The sequence below is a fragment of the Janthinobacterium sp. UMAB-60 genome (assembly GCF_900095235.1).
Taxonomy (GTDB): Bacteria; Pseudomonadota; Gammaproteobacteria; order Burkholderiales; family Burkholderiaceae_D; genus Janthinobacterium.
Genome location: NZ_LT607490.1, coordinates 106,050 through 125,718 on the forward strand (window position 1 = coordinate 106,050; position 19,669 = coordinate 125,718).

Here is a 19,669-nt window from a genome sequence, read left to right on the forward strand (position 1 = left end):
GCTACTCCTTCGATGTCGGGGATACGGAAGCGGCCAGCAAGGCGGCGCGCAAGGCGCCGGGGCTGGCCAGGCGCAGGGTGGCGGCGCTGGGGCCGCTGCCCACTTTGACGCCCTGCCCGCCTGCTTGTTGTACAAAGGCAAAGCCTGCCTCGTCGGTGGTGTCGTCGCCCGCGAACACGGGCCGGCGACCGGCAAACGGGGTTTCGCGCAGGAAGGCGGCGATGGCGCCACCCTTGTCGGTGGCGGCCGGCTTGGCTTCCAGGACCATTTTGCCATGCAACAGCAACACCCCCGGGCACGCTTGCACGGCTGCCGTCATTTCCTGCAGACATAGCGGCGCCAATTCGGGCGCCAGGCGGTAATGCAGGGCCACGGCGCCCCGCTTCTGTTCCACCAGCAAACCGGGGTGGACTGCGGCTAGCGCCCGCGCGCGCGCCAGCACGGGCGCCACATCGGGCGTGGCCGCCACATGCCACACGCCATCGGCGCCGCGCCGCTCCACGCCATGCACGCCGGCAACAGGCAAGACCAGGGGCGCCAGCATGGCGTCGATCTGCGCCACGGGACGCCCGGAAATGAGGGCCAGCGCGCCGCCATGGCGCTCGGCCAACAGCGCCAGCGCTTCGACCACGCCCGGTTCCAGGCGCACGCCGTCGGGCGTGGGCGCCAGGTCGACCAGGGTGCCGTCGAAGTCGAGGAAGACGGCGCTGCCGGGAGTACTCAGCAGCTGCAACAGGGCCGCGCTATCGTCAGGGATATCGGCCATCACATCATCCCCTTGCGCCGCTTGATGCGGCTGTGGGCGTCGATCTTGGTCATGACCTTGTCGCGCTGGCGCAAGCGGGCCGCGTCCAGCAGCATGCGCCCGGCCCAGCGGTAGACATTGAAATGTTTCACGCGAGCCCGCATGCTTTTCATGCGCTCGCGCTGCTCCACGGGCGGCATCACGAGGCCACGGTACAGGGCGCCGGCGCCCTGCTCGATGTGATACGGATTGATGATCAGCGCTTCATGCAGTTCGCGCGCCGCGCCCGTAAATTGCGAGAGCACCAGCACGCCCAGCTCGTCGTCGCGCGCGGCGATGAATTCCTTGGCCACCAAGTTCATGCCGTCATGCAAGCTCGTCACCATGCACACTTCCGAGGCGCGGAAATAGCGCTGCAGATCGTCCTGTCCATGGTGCTCGGCCTTCAGCAGGATGGGCACGTAGTCTCCGCTGCCGAAGCGGCGGTTGATGCGCTCGACCATCTTGCGCACGCGCGCGTCGAAGCTTTGATATTCATCGAGCGAAGCGCGGCTGGGGGCGGCGATCTGCACGAAGGTAAAATTGCCGACCATGCCAGGCTGCTGCTCCAGCATGCGCTCGACGGCCTGGAAGCGCTCGACGATGCCTTTCGTGTAGTCGAGGCGGTCCACGCCGATGCCCAGCAAGTGGTCGGGCGCCACGCCCAGCTCGGCCCGGATCTGTGCGCGGCACGCGGCCACGTCGGGCTGCGCCGGGTCGTCTTCCGGCCAGGCGATGGAAATCGGGTAATCCTCGACCTGCGTCATCTCGCCGCCATACGAAATCGTGGAAGCCTCGGGCTCGATGCGGGTTTCCAGGTAGCGGTCCACCGTTTCGAGGAAATTCTTGCGGTGGAACGGCGTGTGGAAACCGAGGATCGTGCTGCCCAGCAAGCCGTCGAGGATTTCCTCGCGCCAAGGGCAAATGCCGAACGATTCCGAGTTCGGCCAGGGGATATGCCAGAAAGTAATAATGGTCGCCTTCGGCAAGGCTTCGCGCACCATGCGCGGCAGCAAGGCGAAGTGGTAATCCTGCACCAGCACGACGGGGTTGTCCGTCTTCGCCTCGGCGATCACGGCGTCGGCGAAGCGGCGGTTGACCTTGACATACTGCTCCCAGTCGGACGAGCGGAACACGGGGCGCACGTGGGCGATATGGCACAGCGGCCACATGCCTTCATTGGCAAAACCATAATAGTAGCCCTGCTCTTCCTCTTCCGTCAGCCACACGCGGCGCAAGGTGTAGCTGGGATTGTCGGGCGGCACGGGCACGTGGTCGAATTTATCCACCGTCTCGCGGTCGGCGGAACCGGCGCCATGCGCGATCCACGTGCCGGAACAGGCGCGCATCACGGCTTCCACGGCCGTCACCAGGCCGCTGGCCGGACGCTGCACGCGGATATCGCCGCTGCCGTCATCGGCTTTCGTGTGGATATACGGTTCGCGGTTCGACACGACGAGTACCTGGTCGCCCTGCAAGTCCGCTTCCAGCAGCGCGCGCAGTTTGTCCGGCGTCCAGTCGGATGACCAGCCGTTATCGCCCTGGCGTTCCAGATGGTATTCCTGCAGCAATTCGCGCAAGTCGCCGATCAGCGGCTGCATTTCCGGCGGCGGCGCGGGCGTGGCGGCGGGCGCCGTGGCGGCGGCCACTGCGCCATTGCTTTTCGGCAGCAACTCGCCCCGTAAAATATCTTTCACGGCCGACAGCCAGCCGCGCCAGCTCAGGTGGGCCACGAACACGGTCATCAGGGAAATCAGCACGGCCAGCACGGCCAGGAAGGCAAAAATAAACCGCTTGGTATCGGTATTGCGGCGCTCGACAAAGCTCATGTCCTGCACCAGCACCAGGCGTCCCAGCTGGGACGCGTCCTGCATGACGGGCGTTTCGCTGAGGTGGACTTGCCCTTGCGGCAGTTGCGCCAGGGATTTGTACAAGCCGCCCGTGGATGGCGTGCTCCAGCAGCCGATGGATGCCGGGTATTGCGCGGATTGGTACAGCAAGTGGCCCGCATTATCGCAAAAGCCGATGGCGATCAGGCGTTCGTCGCGCGTGGCGCCCTGGAACAGTTCACCGATGCGCGTGGCGTCTTGCGCGGGCAGGTATTCGGTGAGCGAGGGCCGCAGGGTTCCAGCGAGCAATTCCGCCCGGCTGTCGAGGTCGCGCACATACCAGCGCAGGGTAATATTATCGAGCAGGGGTACCACGATATAAGCAAACAATCCCAGCACGAGGGCCAGTGGCAGGATGAAGCGCAAGGACATTCGGAGTGATCGTATTATCATCGTTTTCCTTTGCAGACATAAACAACCATTGCAAGTATGGCTATATTTCCAATAGGGTGGCGCGCGCTTGCTTTCCATATTGAAACGTCAACGTGGCATGGCGCAGCGCAGCAATTTCTGCCAGTATCCACCTTGACGCAAGTCTTATCCGTACGGCAACGCACGCCCCCGCGACGCCATCTGCCCGTAAAATAGCCGCTTCCGACATCCATTTCACCAATAACTAAGGAGTTTTCGCCTATGGATCTCAGCACGTTTCACTCGCTGATGGGAGGCCCGCTGCGCTCGGCGCTGACCGTGCTCGTTTCCGCCCTGCTCGTCACCCTGGTCGCCATCGTCGTGCACCGGGCCGGCATCGGCTTGCTGAAAAAACTCGCCAATGGCCACGCGCTTGCCAGCAACGTCGCGCACGTGGCCTTCCGCGCCAGCCAGCTGTGCATGATCGTCTTCGGCCTGCGCATGGTGCTGGCCAGCGCGCCCGACGACACGCCGGGCCTGGTCGCCATGTCGCACGTCACCAGCGTGGCGCTGATCATCGCGCTGACCTGGCTGGCCATGCAATGCATCGAGTCGCTCAGCATCACGATTTCCCAGATCAATCCCGTCGACGCGGCCGACAACCTGCGCGCGCGCCGCCGGATCACCCAGGCCCGCGTGCTCACGCGCAGCGCGCATGCCATCGTGGTCCTGCTGGGCCTGTCCTTCGTGCTGCTGACCTTGCCCGGCGCGCGGCAGATCGGCGCCAGCCTGCTCGCTTCGGCCGGCGTGGCGGGCCTGGTGGCCGGTATCGCCGCCCGCCCCGTGCTCGGCAATTTCATTGCCGGTTTGCAAATTGCGTTTTCTCAACCCATCCGCATCGACGACGTGCTGATCGTCAATGGCGAATGGGGCACGGTCGAGGAAATCAAGGGCACCTACGTGGTCGTGCGCGTGTGGGATGAACGCCGGCTGATCGTGCCGCTGCAGTGGTTCATCGAAAATCCGTTCGAAAACTGGACGCATACCTCCTCGGACATCCTGGGCACGGTGTTCCTGTGGCTCGATTTCAGCGTCCCGATCGAGCCGCTGCGCGCGGAACTGACGCGCATCTGCGAAGGGGCCAAGCAATGGGATGGCCGGGTCTGCACCGTGCAGGCGACGGATTCGAACGAGCGGGCCGTGCGCGTGCGCTTCCTCATCAGCGCGGTGGATTCAGGCACGGCGTTTGAATTGCGCTGCCTCGTGCGCGAGCAGATGCTGGCCTTTATCACGAGCAATTATCCGCACAGCCTGCCCCGCTTGCGCTCCACGCACGACCCAATCGAGCTGCATGCCATGCAGGCGCAGAACGATACGGTGCAGTTGTACAAGGCGTAAAAAGAGCGTGGCGCTGTTCCTGCGGCTGGTGGCGCGCCCGGCTTGCTTGCCACGGACACCAGCGTGCGTGCGCGGCATCGGTTCGCTGTATTACCTCAGCTATGCCATCGCGCACGGACTGACCGTCAAACCGCTGCTGGAACGCTACTGGCGCAAATAACTGCTGCAAATAGGCGCCGGCCGGCCCCCTTTGTCATTGCTGCAGAGCAATGATTTATCAATCGCCCCTATGGCGGGCGGAAATATTGTTAAGATAACTAAAAATGGCAAAAGAAAGAATCAATGAAACGAAGAAGCGTGCTGGGACTGGGCGTCTCACTGGCCCTGCTGCAAACGGGCTGCGCCACCGATCCGGCCAGGCTGGCGTGGGAAACGGAGTTTGACGGCTTCATGCGCGATGGCCTGGCCCGTACGGAAACGCCGGGCATGAGCGTGGCCGTGGTGCGCGGCGAACAAACCATCTTCGCGCGCGGCTATGGCTGGGCCGATATCCAGGCCGGCAAGAAGGCCGATGCCAATACGGTGTTCCATATCGCCTCCGTCAGCAAGCTCGTCACGGCGACGGCCGTCATGATGCTGCTGGAACAGGGCGCCTTCCAGCTCGACGACAAGGTGGCGGCCTACCTGGACTTCCCGCTCATGCATCCGAAGTTTCCCGACGTGCCCATCACCTTTCGTCATTTGCTCAATCACACCTCGGGCATTTCCGATGCCGTGTACGAAAAGACGACGGCGTTTGCCGTGCAGGGAGATCCGCGCTTGCCGCTGCGCGACTTCGTCAAGGGCTATCTGTCGCGCGGCGGCGCCTGGTACGACGCGGATGTGTCGTTTGCCGCCCGGCCCGGCACGGAATGGCGCTACAGCAACGTGGGCATCGCCCTGCTCGGCTATCTGGTGGGCCGCTTGAATCCCGACGGCCTCGACGCCTTTGCGCAGGAACAGCTGTTCGAACCGCTAGGCATGGACAGCACGGCCTGGAACCTGGCCGGCTTGCCGCGGCGCGCCGTCGTTGCCCAGCCGTATGCGCACAAGGAGGCGGGCCTGCAAGTGCTGCCGCCCGTCGGCTATCCGGACTGGCCGGCCGGCCTGCTGCGCAGCTCGGCGCATGACTTTGCCCGTTTCCTGGCCATTTTCAGCAATGGCGGCCGGGTCGATGGCCACCGCTATCTGCAAGATGCCACCCTGCAATTGTTTTTTGCCCCGCAAACGGCCCCCGTCGTGCCCGCCGACTCGTCCGTGCGCCAGGCCCTGGCGTGGCTGCTGCGCGACGTTGACGGCAAGCCGCTGGCCACGCACAGCGGCGGCGACCCAGGCGCCGCGTCCGTCGTCTGTGTCGACCGTGCCAGCAGGACGGCCGTGCTGGCCTTCGCCAACGTCAGCGCCGACAAGGAGTTTCGTTCATTCCAGAAAGAAGTCGTGCTGCGCCTGCTCGCGCATGGGGCCGGCGGTGCACCCGCTGTCAAGAAAACCTAGGCACCGAACCAGCCGCGCAGCTTGTCAGCGGCGCGCTCCTTGACCTCGGCCGTGATGTAGGTGGCGACGGTGGCGACGGCCGCCGCCAGCACGGCCAGGTCATCCGCATAGCCGATCACGGGCGTGATGTCGGGAATCGCATCGATGGGTGAAATGAAATAGCCGAGCGCGCCATAGATGGCCGTCTTGGCCCACAGCGGGGTGTTCGGCTGCTGCGCCGCGTAGTACAGCCACAGGGCTTTTTCGATGACTTCGCGTCCCGCCGTCTTGGCGAACTTGACGACCTTGTCCCAGAAGCTGTCATCCGTGTATTTCTTTTCATACTGCTTGTCGGCCTGGGGGGCGTGGTCTTCTTCCAGATTCTTTTTTCTGCCAAACATCTGCTGCTCCTGTCTGCCGCGCACGGCGTTACGAATGCGCACCTTAGCATAACAGCGCGCCGCCGAGGTGACGGGCGACGACTACACGGCCAAGGATTTCCACACCTGGCCTTGCAGCTGCAGGCTGGCGTCAAGCCTGGCGGCCAGGCTGGCAGTGTGCCGACAGTGTGAGGGCATCGCTGCCGCAGACCGGCAAGGCGCCATGGCCCACATCGCGCGCCACAGGCGCAGGCGCGGCATCGCTGGCTGGCGCCTCGCCCGCATTCATCCAGGTAGCCGCCAGGGTCGATAAAGTGAACAGGCAGATTACCAGGAACGGCTTGTTCAAATGACTGGGCTTGGCTGGCTTGGACATCGCATACTCCATCGGATTGGTTGGCTGTTGCAGCATGGATACGATCATCGCGTGTTTCCGCAAGGCATACAATCAGACAGTTTCGACAAGATAGGTAGGACAGCGCTGACATGCTCAGCCGTATGGACGAGTGTCGCCAGATTTGACACCGGCGCCGGCCCTCCCCAGCCAAACCCTTGTTTTTACGGCACAATTTTTACAGGAACGTTTCCTGCTTGAGCTATTTCCTGGGCACGCTTGGCGCCAGTCAATGGGGGAACGATCATGAGCTTTATCAAACAGGTGCTGCTGGCGCTGCTGCTGTGCGCCATGTCCGCCGCGCACGCCACCAGCATCGGCTACACGGCGACAGCGCTGGGCGGCACGCAGTGGCGCTACGACTATACGGTCAGCAATACCACCCTGGCCGTGCCCATCGAGGAATTCACCTTGTTCTTCAGCGTGGGCCAGTACGCCAAGCTGCACAACGTCTCCACGGCACCGGGCTGGGACGTGCTGCTGGTGCAGCCCGATCCCGCCATCCCCGCCAGCGGCTATGTCGATGCGCTGGCCTTGCTGGGCGGCATCAATCCCGGCGCCACGGCCACGGGCTTTTCCGTCACCTTCGATTACCTGGGCGCGGGCAACCCCGGCGCCCAGCCGTTTTCCATTCTCGACCCCGTCTCCTTCATCGAGCTCGAGGCGGGCATCACGCAGGCGGCCGCCGTCGCCCTGCCGTCCACGCCATGGCTGCTGCTGGCAGGCGTGCTGGCCATGGCCTGCCTGGGCCGGCGCCGGCTGGCCGCCGCCGCGCTGGCCCCATTGCTGGCCATGAGCCTGTGCGCCTGCGGCGGGCCGAACGATCCCACCCAGCCGCCCACGCCGAAAGTCATGCTGGCCGCCGCAGCGACTACCGGCACCACCGCCCAGGCCGCCGGGGACTTCGAAGTGACCTTGCTGGAAAAAGTAGGCGAGCAGCGCGTCAGCCGCACGGCCTGGGACTATACCTACCGCGTACACATCCGCAACAACAGCGGCGCGGCGGCCAGCAATGTGCAAGCCGTGCTGGCCAGCGCGCCCGAAGGCAGCACCATCATCGATGGCGAGGTGCTGGCCGGCAGCATCGATGCGGGTGCCACCGTCACGCCCGACGACACCATCACCGTGCGCATCGAACGCAGCATCGCCTTCCAGAGCACGGGCCTGACGTGGACTTTCAGCACCAACGCCAGCTTAGCCCTCGATCCCGTGCGGCCCGCGCAAGTGGTCGTGCTGTCGCTGGCCGAGCTGGGTTTTACGGACGGCGCCGACAGCGTCAAGGCCAGCGGCGCCGTCACGGACGTGCTGCTGCAGGACGGCAGCCTGCGCTTTTCCACGCCCGGCGACACGGGCGTCGACCAGCATGCGCAGTTTTCCCTCAGCAAGGGCAACAAGGTCACGACCCTCGACCTGCTGATCCAGACGGAATTGCCCACGGCCGTGGAAACCTATGTGGAGCCGGACGACGACGGCAACCTGCCCGCCACGGCGCCCGTGCTGGCGATCACGGGACTGGGGCCGAACAACCGCCTGCAGCCGGGCGGAATGGCGTTCCGCCTGGTGGGCGCGCCGTCACTGGCCCTGCAGGACGACAGCGACGGCCTGCTGTCGATGCCGGACGGCGTGGCCGTCAGCCTCAAGAACTACTGGACGTTCGATGCCGCCAGCGGCACCTTCGCCATCAGCGCCACGGCCATGCAGCAATTGCTGGCATCCTTGCCTAACGGCAGCTACGAGCTGAACCTCAATTTCGTCTCGCAGGACGGTGAATTCACGGCCAGCTATGCCTTGATCGTCCTCAAGTCCGGCGCCGTGGTGCAGGGCCAGCTGCGCACACCGGCGGGTGGCAATGCCACGGGGCTGGCCGGCGAGAAGATGTTATTGGCTGGCTACAACAACCACCAGCGCCAGGTGGCCGTGGTCGACGCCACGGGCGCCTTCCACTTCGATGGCGTGCTGCCCGATACCTACCAGCTGACCTTGAACGACCTGGTCCATCCGAACGTGGTCAGCGTCAGCGCCGTCGTGTTTGACAACAGCAGCACCGTCAGCGTCGGCATCGTGTATCCGTACGGAACCGGCCTGGCCCAGCGCACCGCCTCGGCACAGAGCTATGTGGCAGGCAGCGTCACGCAGGATGGCGCCGGGCCGCCCGCGCGCGCGGTGCCGGCCAGCCCCCGTGCAGGCGACGTCACGCCGCAGGATGACGAAGGCAGCAAGACGTTTACGGCCACGGCGGCCGCGCAAAACCAGACCATCACCTCGCCCATCGCCTTCACGGTGCCCAAGGGCACGAAAAACGTGGGTGTGAAAATCACCGTCAGTACGGCCGAGTATCCCGTCTACACGACGGCGCAAAGCCAGTACAACGATACCTGGTCGTATTCCGTGACGGGGCTGCCGGGGGTCAACCTGGCCGCCACGGGCGCCGTCAACCAGACGCACTACACGCAGGGCAGTATCGTCAGGACGGAATGCGTCGATGTCAGCAAGCAAACCAAGGATGGGGCGTTGAGTCTGGGCGGCAATGTCAGCGCCACGAATATCGGCGACAGCGCCCTGGCCACCGTGACGACGGTGGAACTGAGCCTCGTGTGCAAGGGTTTGAAGGTGACGCAGGCGAAATTTCTCTCTCCCAACAAGGCCGGCCATCCCGTGCTGCAGCCGATCAAGCTGACGGGCAATCTGCCGGGGCCGTATGTATCCGTGTCGCAAGGCGCGGCCACGGCCACGCACACCTTGCCGCTGGAATTGCACTACACGCCGGCGGCGGCGACGATTACGGAAGTCAATATCGGTATTTCGTCGGGCGGCGGCGATCCCGCCTTCAGCACCGAGAATTTATTGTCCCAGACCAATACCAAGAGCGCGGGCAAGGTGACATTCCCCAGCCTGGTGCTGCCCGCCTTTGCCGGCGCAAAACTCGACAAGAAGGCCGTCGTCACCTTGCGCCTGAAGGGCAAAGTCGACAATACGGACGCCAGTTCCGACCCGGCCGAAGGGGGGCAAGTGGAGTTCAAGGGCAGCACGGCCTACATTCCCCTGTACCTGGCCAACAACGACGCGGCGCTGGCGGCGCGGCGCTACGGCACGCGCGATGCGGGTGGCGATTCATGGGCCACGCGCCTGGCCATCGCCTGGCTGGCGGGCAAGCCTTACCGCTTCGACGACATCAGCGGTCAGCACGTGACGCAGACGGCGGCGGGCCGCTCCATCCTCGGCCACAGCGGCCACAGCGACGGCCAGCAGATCGACTTGCGCTACGCGGACGGCGCGGGCGGCTACACGGATACGCTGGGCGGCCAGGGCAATGGCGCAGGCATTCACAAGCTGATCATCGACGCGAAGGCGGAAGTGGCGGCCAACCCCGCGCAAAAGCCGAAATTGGCGGCCCTGCTGGCGTGGATCGCGGCGAACCGGGCCATGCTGGCCCAGGAAGCGGCGCCGGCCAGCACGCGCGTCATCTACATCGGCCCCAGCTTCGTCAAGCTGGCCCTCGTCGACGGACGTTTTTCCGCCGCGCCGGCCGACAAGATCCCCGGCGCGGGCGCGTGGAACAAGCCCATCAAAGTGCACATCGAAACGGGACACCTGAGCCACTGGCATATCAGCATCACGGCCCACCCGTGACGCCGCGACAGATTCAGGCAGGCAAGTCGGACAGTTCCAGCTCCGAAAAGCCCGCCCGGCGCCGCGCTTCCAGGTTGAACGGGCCGCGCAGGGTGGGCGCTTCGTAGCGCAGCGCCAGCTCCGCATACGTGGCGCGCAATTCCAGGCCCCTTTGGTCGCACAGGTAGCCGTACCAGCGGTTGCCGATCTCGACGTGCCCCACTTCATCGCGCAGGATGATGTCGAGGATGGCGGCGGCGGCCATGTCTCCCGCCTGCGCCAGCTTGGCGCGCAGCGGTGGAATCGCATCGAGGCCCCGCGCTTCCAGGGTGCGCGGCACCAGCGCCATGCGCGCCAGCACGTCGCCGCGCGTCTTGTCGACCATTTCCCACAGGCTGTCGTGGCCGGGAAAGTCGCCATACGTGTGGCCCAGCACTTGCAGGTGCGCCTGCAGCATGGCAAAGTGCGTCGCTTCCTCTTTCGCCACGCGCAGCCAGTCCGTGTAGTACTCGGCCGGCAAGTCCGGGAAGCGCCACAGGGCGTCGAGCGCCAGGTTCATCGCGTTGAACTCGATGTGCGCGAGCGCGTGCACCAGCATGGCGCGCCCTTCCGGCGTGATCATCGAACGCCGTCCCACCAGGCGCGGCGGCACCAGTTCCGGGTGTTCTGGACGGCCCGGCACGGGGCCGGTGGGCGCCAGCGGCGCTTGCGCATCGAGAGAAAGCTGCGCTTCTGCCATGGCCGCCACCATCGACACCTTGGTGGCCGGGTCCGGTTCGAGCAGGCAGGCGAGCGCATACGTGCGCAGTTCCTGTGGCGGCGTGGGGGTCAATGGAGATGATGCGTGCATGGTGCTTCCTTCGTGCGCGTTCTTGAACAAGGCGCGCAGTGTATCAAATAGCCTGCCCCAGCAGCCAATCCAGCAACGCCTGCACGCGCGCTGGCAGCGCGGCGCGTGCGCTGTGCACGAGATAATACGCCTGCGGGCTGGGCAAGTCGAAAGCGCCAAACGGCAGGATCAGCTGGCCGCTGGCCAGCCACGGCTGCACCAGCTGGCGCCGGCCCATGGCCACGCCCGCGTGGTGGATGGCCGCCTGCGCGCACAGGTCGGCGCGGTCGAAGCGCAGGCTGCGCGCCGGCAAGTTCACCTCGGGCGCGCGCCCGTCCAGCCACAGCCGCCACTCGGCGTCGGGCGCGCAGGCGGGCCAGGCCAGCGTATCGTGCAGCAGCGTCGCGCCTGACAAGTTGTGTGGCGCATCCAGCAAGCCGTGCTCGCGCGCATACGCGGGACTGCACACGGGCGCCAGCCATTCATCCATCAGCTTGCGCGATGCCAGGCCGGGAAAGTGGCCGTCGCCATAGTGCAAGGCCAGGTCGACCTGGCCGGCGCGAAAGTCCACGCTTTCATTGCCCACGCGCAAGTCAATCGATACGTCCGGATATTGCGCAGCGAACCCTGCCAGGCGCGGCACCAGCCAGCATTGCGCCACCGAGGGACGCGCATGCACGGTGATGCCGCCAGTGAGCGCATCGCCGCCGGCCAGCGCCGCCTGCAAGCCGTCCCAGCCGATTTGCAGCGCGGCGAAGATGCGCTCGCCATCGGCCGTCAGCTTGACTTGCCGCGTCAATCGTTCGAACAGGCGCAGGTCCAGGCCCGCTTCCAGCCGCGCGATGCGGTGGCTGACGGCGCTGGGCGTAAGCGCCAGTTCCTGCGCGGCCAGCGCAAAGCTGGCGTGGCGCGCCGCCACAAGAAACGTGTGCAGGTTGGCGAACTGGCTGGCCGTCAGCATGGCCCCAGGCGTGGCCCTGCTCGGCGCGCCGGCCGCCATTACGCGGCTCCGGCCGCCAGCAGGGCGCGGCCACGCGCCACGTAGGCCGTCATTTCCTGCTCCGGCACCATGCTGCCGCCCGTGCCCCATACCAGGTGCGTGGCGTGTGCCAACGTTGCCTGGTACTGCGGCGCCGCCAGCACGGCAGGAATACCCGCGAAACCGGCCACGGCCGACGGTTCCAGACGCAAGCCTTGCGTTTGTTCAAGCAGCGCCAGCAGACGGTACAGTTCTTCATCCGTGACGGTGGCGTAGCCGTCGATCAGCCGCTGCATGGCCCGGCCGACGAAGCCGGACGGGCGTCCCACGGCCAGGCCATCGGCGGCCGTGAGGTTGTCGATGCCGATCTCCTGCACGCTGATGCCCTCGTGCAAGCCCGTGTGCACGCCCAGCAGCATGCACGGCGAATGGGTCGGCTCGACGAACACGCAGTGAACAGCATCGCCAAAGGCCAGTTTCAAGCCGAAGGCCACGCCGCCGGGACCGCCGCCGACGCCGCACGGCAGGTAGACGAACAGCGGGTGCTGCGCATCGACCGCGACGCCGGCCGCTTCGAACTGGGCTTGCAGGCGCTGGCCCGCCACCGCATAGCCGAGAAACAGATCGTGCGAGTTTTCATCGTCGACGAAGTGGCAAGTCGGGTCATTTTCCGCCTGCTGGCGCCCCGCTTCCACGGCCACGCTGTAGTCGGTCGCGTACTCGACGACGGTGACGCCATGGCTGCGCAATTTATCCTTTTTCCACTGGCGCGCATCGGCCGACATGTGCACGGTGGCGCGAAAGCCCAGGCGCGCGCTCATGATGCCGATCGACAAGCCCAGATTGCCCGTGGAGCCGACGGCGATCGCATACTGGCCAAAGAAGGCGCGCACGGCGTCGCTGGCCAGCAGGCTGTAATCGTCGCCCTCCTGCAGCAAGCCGGCGTCCAGCGCCAGCATTTCCGCGTGTTTCAGCACTTCATAGATGCCGCCGCGCGCCTTGATCGAGCCGGAAATGGGCAAATGGCTGTCCTGCTTGAGCCATAGCTGACCGCTCGTCATGCCTGACGCCAAACCCAACGCCGCCTGCATGGCGGGCAGCGGCACGACGGGCGACTCGATGATGCCGCCGCTAGCCTGCGTTTCCGGAAAAGCCTTCGCCAGGTAGGGCGCAAAGCGCGCCAGACGGGCGCTGGCATCCGCCACGTCGGTCGCCGTCAAGCCCACGTCGTTCAAGGCTACGGCCGCCGGCGCGATGGCGGGATTGAACCAGCTCAAGGGCTGCAAGGCCATCAAATCACTAATGAGGGGAAATTTTTCGCGCAGCGCGGCGATGGCGGGAGTGGGCAGCATGGCAAGCTCGTGTAGGAACAAGCCATGATTAGACCGCATCCGGGCGCCGCTGGCAAACGATGGTTGATCAGGCAATGGGTGACGGGAGATCATGTATCCCGCATTCATCTCCATGCACTGAGCTTGGCCCATAGCTAAATTTAATTCTTGAATGCACTATCGATTAAAGAAAAATTTCCACAAAGTCACAAAAATAAGTTATCTTAAAGGCAAAATAAAAGGAGACATTTTTTCTCTTTTCTACCGAGGCAAAAATGCGCTCCAAGAACGACAAAGTCATTGCTACGAATATGGATATCATCGACTGCGCAAGGCAGGACGATTTGACGGCCCAAAAGGTCGAAGTCGGCATTATTTTCCAGGAAATGCTCGATACGGCCACGGCCGCCGCCTACCTGGCCAAGAACAAGGTGCCGATCGCCACTGCGCTGCGCGTCCTCACGGGGTCACGGCGAAAAAGAGCGGAGGAGGAAATTGATGGCGCTGTGCCGCATACCCACGTTGCCAGTTTCCCACGCGCCCGACAAACCCGGACCTACCGGGGCTGACCATGCTCATCATACAACTCGCCTTCATCACCCTGAATGACAGCCGATAGCTGCTGGGCAATGCGCCACATTTTCCCGACGATTTCAGCATCGGGGTTATTGCAGCTGATACTGCCGCGATAAAAACTGAACCATGCCCGTTTGCCGTTTTCCTGATGGGCGCAATAGGCCGTCCATACGGCCAGGCCTTCGTCTTCCATGCGTATCGTCGTGCCATCGGGCGCCCTGACTTCGGCGTAGCCATCACGGCGCATTTCTGCATCCTGTGCAAGCAGCTTGGTTCATTCCTCGATCGAAATGGCAGGTCCCCTACGCGTATGCCCGTCTGCGCTTCTTGTAATATGCAGGTTATATCCCATTACGGCTCCAGCGTTTATTCAACCTTCTTATTCAACTTCATCCATCCAGATAACTGCCATCCAGGTAATTCTCGGGAGCAATCCTGTGTAATCTTGCGAGTCCTCGCCGATTACTCTTTCAACGAACAGAACCGGCTTCATACCATACCCGAATACCGCGCTCAACCTTGGCTAGCACCATCCAGCCCCTCGTTTCCGTGATCGTTTCGATGTTGACCGGATGAACACCTGTTTTTACCAGCCATTCATTGGCCATTACCAGCGACCTGTCGATGCCGTCAGAGAGAGGACTGCCCGACGTGGTCGAACGAAAATCTTTAAACGCGATCATGTACACCTTTTTTGTCAGCCAACATCATTTCAGCAGCCAAGGCCGGCAACCTTCGCTATCGCACCCATGTGCGCCAAACGCCTGAAGCAGGCGCCAGAAAGAATAACAAATTACCGGCGAGAAACATGCACACATTGTCACGAACATGGTGCTCGCTGCTGCGGCGATACCGGCAGGCGCCTTCCGCTTCCCGCATCGGCAGCAGGAAGGCGCCATAGCCAATTGCCAGCCTTAGAACTTCAGCTGCAGCCCCACATCAATCGACCTGCCCTCGGCCGGCAACGCTTGCAGCGCGCCGCCATTCGCTTTCAACCCCGACAGGTACACGCCGCCGAGCGGGTCCGCATACGCGCGGTTGAACAGGTTGCTGACACCGGCGCTCAGGCTGGCCATCTTGCTCAATGCCACGCTGCTGCGCAGATTGACGAGCGCATAGCCGCCCGTTTCCGGTTCGAAGCGGCGGGCATCGACCTTGTCCTTGCGGGCCACGATCTTCGTTTCGATGCGGCTGCTCCAGGCGCCCAGCTTGTGCTCGACGGCCAGCAAGGCGTTGAACGGCATCATGCGGTACAGGTCGCCGCCATCGCTGCGCTTGCCCCGCGTGTAAGCGGCATTGCCCGTCGCCATGAAGCGGCCCCAGCGCGCGCTGCGCACCAAAGGCAGTTGCCACGCCAGATTCGCGCCGTACAGCTTGGCGTCGTGGTTGGCAAAGCGCAACAAGTTACCGTTAGCGCCCATTTTCATGTACGGGTGGAAAGACGCCAGCACGTCGACGTCGATGTAATTGTCGACCTTGCTGTAATAGGGATTGACGCGCAGGAACCAGCCCTCCTCGCCGCCGCCATGCCAGTCGGCCGTGAACGCGGCCGTGTAAGCCGTCTCGGGCTTGAGGTCGATATTGCCCACATAGCCGTTGCCATCGCCAAACCAGTTGGTCATGGTCATGGCCATCGAGCCGCGGCCCCACGAGTAGCGCTCGTACAGATTGGGCGAGCGCACCTTGCGCGCCAGCGCGAATTCGTAGCTGCTCGCCACATCGGGCGTGAAGGTGGCTTGTGCCGAGGCATCGATATTCGTGTCGCGCTGGCTGCGGCTGCGCGCATTGAAGGCCCTGGCGGCCATCACGTCCGGCATGTTCATCATATTGGTGCCATACGATTGCACGTCGCCCGTGTCCATGCGCACGGATTCGCCGCGCAAGCCCAGCACGCTCGTCCAACGCGCATCGTGGCGCGTTTCCAGTTCGCCGAACAGCACGGTGCGGTCACGCTTGCCATCGTTGATGTTCAGGTAGGTGCGCGGCCCCATCATCATGGAACCGGGCACGGCAGGCCAATAGTCGTCGAGGCGGAAACCGTGCCACTCCTGGCCCAGGCGCAACTCGCCCGCGCCTGTCGGCAGGCTGGCCATCAGCGCATAGCCCGTGTTGCGTCCGTGCGTCATCATCGGCATCGAACCCTTGCGCTCGGGCGAGAAGAAGCCCATTTCATGGTCCGTCTGCTGCCAGTAGGCGCGCGCGTCGAGCACGCCCCAGTCGAACTCGCCTTTATAAGCGAGATTGGCGAACTGGCCGTGGTTGTCCGTCATGTCCATGTACTGGTTCGGAAAGCCCTGGTAGGGGATGTGCTGCACGCCGGCGCGCAGGGTCAGTTGCTGGCCCTGGCTCTTCGCCGCCAGCACGATGGCCTGGTTGATGCTTTCGTACATGCTGGCCAGCACCTTGTTGCCGTGGCCATCTTCATAGCTGTGGCCGCGTGTGTAAGCGCCGGTGTAGCCGATGCTCAAGCTGTCGCTGGCGGCCGAGGCGTTCACGCTGGTCGCCACGCTGTTGTTGACGCTGCGTCCCGACACGGCAAAGCTGCCTTGCGTCAGCAGCGGCGCGCCAGGCTGGGCAAACACGGGCGCGTTCGATTGCACCTCGATGGTGCCGCCTATGCTGTCGCCGCCCGCGCTGACGGGTGTGACGCCGGCGATCAGGCGGATGCGCTGCACTTGCTGCGGATCGATGTAGGACAGCGGTGCATTCATGTGATTGGCGCAGGCCGACGTCAGTTCCATGCCGTCGATGCGAATCTTGATGCGGTCATCCGCAAAGCCATTGACCACTGGCAAGCCGGACACGCCGCCGCCGGACGCCACGCTGTAGCCGGGCGTGCTACTGAGCATCTGCGCCGTATCGGCGGCGGGACGGTAGCCGTCGCCGATGGCTGTCACGATGACTTTCATCTCGGGAAGAACAACTTCAGTGCGCGTTTGCGCCACGGCAGGCATGGCGATGGCGAGGGAAATCAAGAACGGTAAATGTTTCATGGTGCTGCTTTCAGATTCTGTAGAGGTAAAACGAACAGACGCAAGCGCAGCACAGCACATAGCCGCGCTGCGCAAGGCAGTTCAGGGAAAGGGACAGATCAGAAAGCGGCGGGCGGGCCACGGGGCTGGACGGGCGTCCAGGCGAACAATGGCGTGGCGGATTGGTAGAACAGCTCGGGCAGCAAACCCGTGAGGAGCTCGCCGGAAGCGAGCACGAGCGAGGTAGGCGGAAGCGACAAGGTGTCGGCGTGCATGCTGCAGCACGGGCAATCGCCCATGCGCATGCTGCCCTTGGAAGTATCGGGCGCGTCGCTGGAGAATGTTGCGGGAGACATATTCATGCCGCCCGCCACCGAACAGATTTCCAGGCTGGGCACGGCCAGGCCGCTGGCGACCGTCAGCGCGCGCGACACCGTAGGGGCGAGCGTGGCCAGGAAGATGGCGATACACGCGATCCACAGGACGATGCTGGCCTTGCCTTTGCTGATGAACATGGCAATATTGTATCAGGGCAAGCCCCCTGCGCACAGGGCGCAAGTCAAACCTTGCTTACAAATCCACCTTCATGCTCAGCTTGATGGCGCGCGGCGCACCGGATGCCAGCCGCGTGCCGGCGCCGGCCCAGTAGCGCTTGTCGGCAAGGTTTTCCACGTTCAGCTGCCACACGACAGACTTGTTCATTACCGTGCTGGCGTAGCGGGCACCGGCGCTGAAAAGTGTCACCCCGCCGAGGAAGGCCTGGTTCAGGTCGTTGACGGGACGGGCGCTGTAGTAATACGCACCGCCGTTGACGGACAGGCCCGGCACGCCATCGAAGGCGTAAGCCAAAAAGGCGCTGGCCGTGCGCTTCGACGCGTTTTCCGGCGCCTTGCCGTTGTAGTCGGCGTTGATGTGCGCAAAACGCGGGTCAAGCAACTGGGCCGACGTTTGCCACGACAGCTGGCGCGTCAGCTTGCCCTGGGTCGACAGTTCCAGGCCGCGATAGCGCTGTTCGCCATCCGACGTGAACACATTGCCGGCATTCGTGTAATAGCCGGGGCGCGTGATGTCGAACAGCGCGGCCGACAGCAAGGTGCCGCCCGGCGTCAGCCAGCGCGCGCCCAATTCCTTTTGTTTACTCACGCCAGGCGCCATCTTGACGCCCTGGTTGACGGTGCCCGTCGGCCCCGTTTCGCCCTCTTCCAGCCCCCGCGCCGTGGACGCGTAGAACGACAGTTCGGGCGTGGCCTTGTAGATCAATGACGCCATCGGCGTCGTCTTGCTGACGTCATAGTGGCTGGCGCCCTGGTCGCTTTGATAACTGCTACGGCGCACGCCGATGACGCTTTGCCATTGCGGGCTGAAGACCATGCGGTCGAGTGCGTACAAGCCCGTGTCGCGCGTGTCGAGCGCGGCCGTCGTGGGCGAAGCCGGCTTGGGACCGAACACGACATTCGTCACGGGCACGGGCTGGTACAGGTTTTGCGAGGCGATCGTGTAATTGCTCTGGTAAATCGGATCTTGCGACTTGTCCGTGCGCGAGGCGCCCAGGGTCAGTTCATGGGCAATGAAACCCGTATTGACATTGCCGGCCAATTCCGCGCGCAGCAAATCCGACGCCGTCACGCTGTGCTGGATATTGCCCGTGATGCGGCCCGCACCCGTGGCCAGCGCGGCCGCGTTGTTCAGGCGGAAGATCGCCAGGCGGCGGTCGCGCGCCGTTTCCGAGTGGCCCGCTTCCACCGTCAGGGCCCAGCCATCCGCGATGGCGTAATCGGCGCGCAATTGCGCGTTTTTCGTTTGCGCTTCGAAAGCCGACCAGTCGGGGCCGATCAACTGGCGCGGATCGACGGCGCGCGGCAAGCTGATCACGCCTTTCACGGCGGTGGGCAAGGCCACGCCCGCCTGCTCCGTCACCTTGCGGCGGTCGTACTCCAGGTCCGCCTTCAGCAACAGTTTATTGCTCACGCGCCAGTCCAGCGCCGTGGAGAGAAAGCGGCGGTTGCCATTGCCGACATGGTCCAGCCAGGAACCCAGGGTGCCGCCGGCCGCGTTGATGCGCACGCCGAATTCCTGCTGCGCGCCGAAGCGGCGGCCCACGTCGACATTTGCCACGGCACTGCCCCGGTCGTCGAGACTCAGGCCCATGCTGGTGACGGGCTTGCTACCGGCCCGCTTGGTGACGAAGTTGACGACGCCGGCCGGCGAGGTAAAACCATAGTACAGGGCCGAGGCGCCCTTCAGCACTTCCACCCTCTCCTTGTTTTCCATGGGCACTTGCGAGAAATTCATGATAGGCATGGAGCCGTTGAGGCGGTAATTCGTGCGGTTTTCCACGGCGATGCCGCGTATCACCAATTGATCCCAGGTTTCGCCGCCGTTTTGCTGGCGCGTCACGCCGGCCGTATTGCGCACGGCATCGTACAGGCCGGAGACGGCTTGCTGCTCCAGCAATTCGCGCGTGATCACGTTGACGGTCGACGGCACATCCATGATGTTGGCGCCGCGAAAGCTGCCCGCCTCCGTGGTGACGGGCACCAGGCCTTGCGCGCGGGCGCCCGTCACCTGCACGGCTTGCATGACTTTTTCATCGCCAGCCGTCAAATCGTCCTGGCCGCTGGCGGCATGGGCCGCATGGGAAGCGAAAGCCAGCGACAGGGCGGCGGCGACTGGAAGCAAGCGGGTGCGAGGAGAGACGACAGGCATGACATCGGGCTTTCAATGA

17 protein-coding genes are annotated in these 19,669 nt (G+C 64.1%); 5 read left to right on the forward strand and 12 right to left on the reverse strand.

The features are described 5' to 3' along the window. Window position 1: 1 nt before the first annotated feature. Both otsB and K0F86_RS15625 read right to left on the reverse strand, forming a co-directional pair. Window positions 2–766, reverse strand: a complete 765-nt coding sequence (otsB, locus tag K0F86_RS15620) for a trehalose-phosphatase (RefSeq protein WP_219135262.1) — start codon at window positions 764–766, stop codon at window positions 2–4. Further along, window positions 766–3,045, reverse strand: a complete 2,280-nt coding sequence (locus K0F86_RS15625; RefSeq protein ID WP_257572174.1) for a trehalose-6-phosphate synthase — start codon at window positions 3,043–3,045, stop codon at window positions 766–768. The genes otsB and K0F86_RS15625 overlap by 1 nt, the downstream gene beginning before the upstream one ends. 261 nt (window positions 3,046–3,306) lie before the next feature. On the opposite strand from K0F86_RS15625, the gene K0F86_RS15630 reads away from it, so the two are divergent. From K0F86_RS15630 to K0F86_RS15640, 3 genes are all read left to right on the forward strand, one after another. After that, entirely contained in the window at window positions 3,307–4,422 is a 1,116-nt protein-coding gene (locus K0F86_RS15630; RefSeq protein ID WP_219135264.1) for a mechanosensitive ion channel family protein, read from the forward strand. A 7-nt stretch (window positions 4,423–4,429) separates the two neighbouring features. After that, on the forward strand, window positions 4,430–4,582 hold the full coding sequence (locus tag K0F86_RS15635; RefSeq protein ID WP_219135265.1) for a hypothetical protein: 153 nt from the start codon (window positions 4,430–4,432) through the stop codon (window positions 4,580–4,582). A gap of 122 nt (window positions 4,583–4,704) precedes the next feature. Beyond that, window positions 4,705–5,895, forward strand: a complete 1,191-nt coding sequence (locus K0F86_RS15640; protein ID WP_219135266.1) for a serine hydrolase — start codon at window positions 4,705–4,707, stop codon at window positions 5,893–5,895. Here the strand turns inward: K0F86_RS15640 and K0F86_RS15645 are convergent. Both K0F86_RS15645 and K0F86_RS15650 read right to left on the reverse strand, forming a co-directional pair. After that, on the reverse strand, window positions 5,892–6,275 hold the full coding sequence (locus K0F86_RS15645) for a YkvA family protein (RefSeq protein WP_219135267.1): 384 nt from the start codon (window positions 6,273–6,275) through the stop codon (window positions 5,892–5,894). The two genes, K0F86_RS15640 and K0F86_RS15645, sit on opposite strands and share 4 nt — an antisense overlap. Before the next feature lie 130 nt (window positions 6,276–6,405). Beyond that, window positions 6,406–6,666 carry a hypothetical protein gene (locus K0F86_RS15650; RefSeq protein WP_219135268.1) on the reverse strand — a complete coding sequence of 87 codons (261 nt, stop codon included), beginning with the start codon at window positions 6,664–6,666 and terminating at the stop codon, window positions 6,406–6,408. A 228-nt stretch (window positions 6,667–6,894) separates the two neighbouring features. Here K0F86_RS15650 and K0F86_RS15655 point away from each other — a divergent pair, with 228 nt between their 5' ends. Next, window positions 6,895–10,278, forward strand: coding sequence for a hypothetical protein (locus K0F86_RS15655; protein WP_219135269.1), 3,384 nt, complete (start codon window positions 6,895–6,897; stop codon window positions 10,276–10,278). A gap of 13 nt (window positions 10,279–10,291) precedes the next feature. Here the strand turns inward: K0F86_RS15655 and K0F86_RS15660 are convergent, their stop codons facing one another. From K0F86_RS15660 to K0F86_RS15670, 3 genes are read right to left on the reverse strand one after another with little or no spacing between them, the layout of a single operon-like run. Continuing rightward, entirely contained in the window at window positions 10,292–11,107 is an 816-nt protein-coding gene (locus K0F86_RS15660; protein ID WP_219135270.1) for a ferritin-like domain-containing protein, read from the reverse strand. A gap of 43 nt (window positions 11,108–11,150) precedes the next feature. Then, window positions 11,151–12,086 carry a DNA-binding transcriptional regulator DsdC gene (gene dsdC, locus K0F86_RS15665; protein WP_219135271.1) on the reverse strand — a complete coding sequence of 312 codons (936 nt, stop codon included), beginning with the start codon at window positions 12,084–12,086 and terminating at the stop codon, window positions 11,151–11,153. Next, window positions 12,086–13,417: a D-serine ammonia-lyase gene (locus K0F86_RS15670; protein ID WP_219135272.1), complete on the reverse strand. Its 1,332-nt coding sequence runs from the start codon at window positions 13,415–13,417 to the stop codon at window positions 12,086–12,088. The genes dsdC and K0F86_RS15670 overlap by 1 nt, the downstream gene beginning before the upstream one ends. Window positions 13,418–13,671: 254 nt before the next feature. Between K0F86_RS15670 and K0F86_RS15675 the strand changes: the two genes are divergently transcribed. After that, window positions 13,672–13,965 carry a hypothetical protein gene (locus K0F86_RS15675; RefSeq protein WP_219135273.1) on the forward strand — a complete coding sequence of 98 codons (294 nt, stop codon included), beginning with the start codon at window positions 13,672–13,674 and terminating at the stop codon, window positions 13,963–13,965. Here the strand turns inward: K0F86_RS15675 and K0F86_RS15680 are convergent. The 5 genes from K0F86_RS15680 to K0F86_RS15700 all read right to left on the reverse strand — a co-directional run bounded on the left by K0F86_RS15680 (window position 13,953) and on the right by K0F86_RS15700 (window position 19,650). Next, on the reverse strand, window positions 13,953–14,219 hold the full coding sequence (locus tag K0F86_RS15680) for a hypothetical protein (RefSeq protein ID WP_219135274.1): 267 nt from the start codon (window positions 14,217–14,219) through the stop codon (window positions 13,953–13,955). The genes K0F86_RS15675 and K0F86_RS15680 overlap by 13 nt on opposite strands. Before the next feature lie 223 nt (window positions 14,220–14,442). After that, entirely contained in the window at window positions 14,443–14,655 is a 213-nt protein-coding gene (locus tag K0F86_RS15685; protein WP_219135275.1) for a hypothetical protein, read from the reverse strand. A gap of 231 nt (window positions 14,656–14,886) precedes the next feature. After that, window positions 14,887–16,965 (reverse strand): TonB-dependent receptor, encoded by a 2,079-nt coding sequence (locus K0F86_RS15690; RefSeq protein ID WP_219135276.1) that lies wholly within the window; start codon window positions 16,963–16,965, stop codon window positions 14,887–14,889. 98 nt (window positions 16,966–17,063) lie between these two features. After that, entirely contained in the window at window positions 17,064–17,459 is a 396-nt protein-coding gene (locus K0F86_RS15695) for a DUF2946 domain-containing protein (protein ID WP_219135277.1), read from the reverse strand. Window positions 17,460–17,514: 55 nt separating this feature from the next. After that, window positions 17,515–19,650, reverse strand: a complete 2,136-nt coding sequence (locus K0F86_RS15700) for a TonB-dependent siderophore receptor (RefSeq protein WP_219135278.1) — start codon at window positions 19,648–19,650, stop codon at window positions 17,515–17,517. Between the last annotated feature and the right edge of the window lie 19 nt (window positions 19,651–19,669).

Excerpts from the sequence above, each read along its gene's own strand:
- otsB (WP_219135262.1), bottom strand. The coding sequence starts at position 766 with ATGGCCGATATCCCTGACGATAGCGCGGCCCTGTTGCAGCTGCTGAGT.
- K0F86_RS15625 (WP_257572174.1), bottom strand. The coding sequence starts at position 3,045 with ATGTCCTTGCGCTTCATCCTGCCACTGGCCCTCGTGCTGGGATTGTTT.
- K0F86_RS15630 (WP_219135264.1), top strand. The coding sequence starts at position 3,307 with ATGGATCTCAGCACGTTTCACTCGCTGATGGGAGGCCCGCTGCGCTCG.
- K0F86_RS15640 (WP_219135266.1), top strand. The coding sequence starts at position 4,705 with ATGAAACGAAGAAGCGTGCTGGGACTGGGCGTCTCACTGGCCCTGCTG.
- K0F86_RS15645 (WP_219135267.1), bottom strand. The coding sequence starts at position 6,275 with ATGTTTGGCAGAAAAAAGAATCTGGAAGAAGACCACGCCCCCCAGGCC.
- K0F86_RS15650 (WP_219135268.1), bottom strand. The coding sequence starts at position 6,666 with ATGCTGCAACAGCCAACCAATCCGATGGAGTATGCGATGTCCAAGCCA.
- K0F86_RS15655 (WP_219135269.1), top strand. The coding sequence starts at position 6,895 with ATGAGCTTTATCAAACAGGTGCTGCTGGCGCTGCTGCTGTGCGCCATG.
- K0F86_RS15660 (WP_219135270.1), bottom strand. The coding sequence starts at position 11,107 with ATGCACGCATCATCTCCATTGACCCCCACGCCGCCACAGGAACTGCGC.
- dsdC (WP_219135271.1), bottom strand. The coding sequence starts at position 12,086 with ATGGCGGCCGGCGCGCCGAGCAGGGCCACGCCTGGGGCCATGCTGACG.
- K0F86_RS15670 (WP_219135272.1), bottom strand. The coding sequence starts at position 13,417 with ATGCTGCCCACTCCCGCCATCGCCGCGCTGCGCGAAAAATTTCCCCTC.
- K0F86_RS15675 (WP_219135273.1), top strand. The coding sequence starts at position 13,672 with ATGCGCTCCAAGAACGACAAAGTCATTGCTACGAATATGGATATCATC.
- K0F86_RS15680 (WP_219135274.1), bottom strand. The coding sequence starts at position 14,219 with ATGCGCCGTGATGGCTACGCCGAAGTCAGGGCGCCCGATGGCACGACG.
- K0F86_RS15685 (WP_219135275.1), bottom strand. The coding sequence starts at position 14,655 with ATGATCGCGTTTAAAGATTTTCGTTCGACCACGTCGGGCAGTCCTCTC.
- K0F86_RS15690 (WP_219135276.1), bottom strand. The coding sequence starts at position 16,965 with ATGAAACATTTACCGTTCTTGATTTCCCTCGCCATCGCCATGCCTGCC.
- K0F86_RS15695 (WP_219135277.1), bottom strand. The coding sequence starts at position 17,459 with ATGTTCATCAGCAAAGGCAAGGCCAGCATCGTCCTGTGGATCGCGTGT.
- K0F86_RS15700 (WP_219135278.1), bottom strand. The coding sequence starts at position 19,650 with ATGCCTGTCGTCTCTCCTCGCACCCGCTTGCTTCCAGTCGCCGCCGCC.